The 2,469-nt window shown below is 39.7% G+C and carries 1 protein-coding gene and 2 pseudogenes; 1 reads left to right on the top strand and 2 read right to left on the bottom strand.

Features of this window, described 5'->3' with window-relative positions:
• Window positions 1–45: 45 nt before the first annotated feature.
• Window positions 46–351 (bottom strand): annotated as a pseudogene (locus IQ228_RS24670) (AAA family ATPase); the annotation flags it as partial.
• Window positions 352–844: 493 nt separating this feature from the next.
• A complete protein-coding gene (locus IQ228_RS24665) occupies window positions 845–2,164 on the bottom strand; it encodes a transposase (protein WP_228044068.1) in 1,320 nt (439 codons plus the stop codon).
• Window positions 2,165–2,244: 80 nt separating this feature from the next.
• Here IQ228_RS24665 and tnpA point away from each other — a divergent pair.
• A pseudogene (gene tnpA / locus IQ228_RS24660) lies at window positions 2,245–2,469 on the top strand (IS200/IS605 family transposase); the annotation flags it as partial.

Below are 2,469 nucleotides of genomic sequence, written 5' to 3'. Positions count from 1 at the left end.
TCTAGGTCGTCGGCAGCGTCAGGTGTGTATAAGAGACTTCCCCACCTCCTCCCTCCGCGCCTCCGCGCCTCTGCGAGAGACATCCGAAATATCAAAAGTCACAGTTACACTAGCTTCCAGCGCCGAACGCCCCTTATGTTTTTGGGCATTATTCACCAAATCCGGTAAACGTTCCGCCCGCATACCCTTAGAACTAGCCAGTCCCAAACAAAACAACAAAGCATCTAGAATATTTGACTTCCCAGAACCATTAGGACCAGATATGACGGTACACCCCGGTAACAAAGGGACAGCAGTAGTCCCACCGAAGGATTTAAAATTGGTAAGTTCAACGCGCTTGACATATACCATGAGGCACTGGTTAACTGTAAACTGGGTTAAATAACTAAGTGTACCAATTATTTATCATTTCGTGACCAAGAAAGAAGGGAAATTTGGTAACTAAATGTATGGCAACAATATATTTTAAACGAACCACAGAGACACAGAGGACACAGAGGGAAATACAAGGGGGTTGTTTACATCTGGTTTAAAATTGCTATATGTTAAGTTGCTCATAGATGTATTTATGGAAATTCAAACGCCAGATTGGGTTAAACACGCGGTTTTCTATCAAATCTTTCCTGATAGATTTGCTAGAAGTCAGCATTCCCGTCACAGCTTCTTAATTGACACTCCCCGCTCTAAAGAGACGGGGATTCTTAAGATTTTACAATCCTAATATCCTGTTCACACAGGTTCCCAGACTCAGTACGTTTGCACAAAAGTGCGTGCTGATACCGCTAGTTGCTCTACTTGGGGAAACCCCAAGACCGCACTGGCTCATCTTCTGGGCGTTTAGCTGTTAAACAGCAAGTTTCGCGGAGTCCCCACGTACTATTTTGAAACCTCTATCTCTGATAGTTTTTGCAGCACCAATATCGGCGTGTTCGTGATATCCGCATTCCGTACAAATGAATTTCTCACCATCACGGTTTGACTTATCAGTATGCCCACAATTTCTGCATTCTTGACTGGAGTATTTAGGATTAATTTTAATTACAACTTTTCCTTGCTTCACAGCGAGATACTCAATTTTTAAAATCAAATCACTCCAACTTGCATCAGAAATAGAACGGTTTAATCCTTTTTTTTTAGACTGGCCATTCTTTAAAAATCTCCCTGTTTTTTCATCGGTTTTAACTTTGCAACGCCTCAACATACCGGAGATGTTTAAATCTTCTAAGGCAATAGCATCAACCTTTCTAGAAACTATTGTATTAGCAACACTCCATTGATAAGCAGTTCGTTTATCTGTAATCTTTTTGTGAAACCGTCCTACTTTATTAGCTGCTTTTTTACGATTGTTACTACCCTTGACTTTACGATTAACCCGTCGCTGTCTAATTTTTAAAGTGCGTCTAGCTTTTTTATTGGTTGAGAATTTAGGATTATCAATTTGATATCTGTCGGAGAAATGGACAAGTTTAGTTATTCCTAAGTCACAACCAAGAATAGAATTAACTTCGTTTAGCGGTTTTTTTACATAGTCTGGTATGGTTTTATCTTCAATCCTAATCGAGATATACCAGCCATCTTGCCGCTTTCTTAATGTAGCAGCTTTGATAGTAAAACCTGTTGGTATTAAGCGAGAATTGAAAAACCGCATCCATCCCAACTTGGGGAGATAGATTTTATTACCTTGAACTTTTACGCCCATCTGGTAAGTAAAAGAGGTAAAATTACTACGGTTTTTAAAATTAGGAAACCCTCTCCCTTCAAAAAAGTTTTTGTAGGCAGTGTCAAGGCGTTTGACGTTTTGCTGTAGAACTGTAGAATCAATTTCAGCAAACCAAGGTCTAGCTTTCTTTAGATATGGTAATGCCGTTATTTGAATATCACCAGCACTGCGTCGAGGGTTTTTGAGGTTGCCATTCTTGTCGGTTTTAGCATCCTTCCACGGCTCTCCACTTGCACCATTTTTACTGACAAAACAAGTTAATGGACAAGCTTCTGCTTTAGTCCTAATGTCGCAGTAGTCACCTTGGATAAATTGCTGGTTGTATTGAGCTATTCTGTCAGCCAAGCTCCAATTGTAAGTAGACCGGAGCATATCTAGCCAACTATCCATTTTATTGGACTGTCTAATATTAGGACGTAGCTTATATACATAATTTGTTAGCAAATATAAATCCCTCCCGTTGTTGTTTCTTTTTTTGATTAAACAATAGCTATATACAAATAGCAAGTAAATACTTTAAGGTTATGGCTAAGTTTTCTCCAGATGAGTACAGGCACGAAAGCAACGCAGTTTCACTGCTAAATTATCACTTTGTCTTCATTCCTAAGCGGCGGAAAAAAGTCCTGGTAGGTGCTATTGCACCAGAGGTTACAGCGAATTATTTGCGAGTTGGTTATAGAGAATAGGTGGAAAATTATTGCTATGGAGATTATGCCGGATCATGTCCATCTGTTTTTAAATGTGTTGCC

This window comes from Dolichospermum sp. LEGE 00246, assembly GCF_015207865.1.
In the GTDB taxonomy this organism is placed as follows: domain Bacteria; phylum Cyanobacteriota; class Cyanobacteriia; order Cyanobacteriales; family Nostocaceae; genus Dolichospermum; species Dolichospermum heterosporum.
This window is presented reverse-complemented; position numbering and strand designations above follow the sequence as displayed.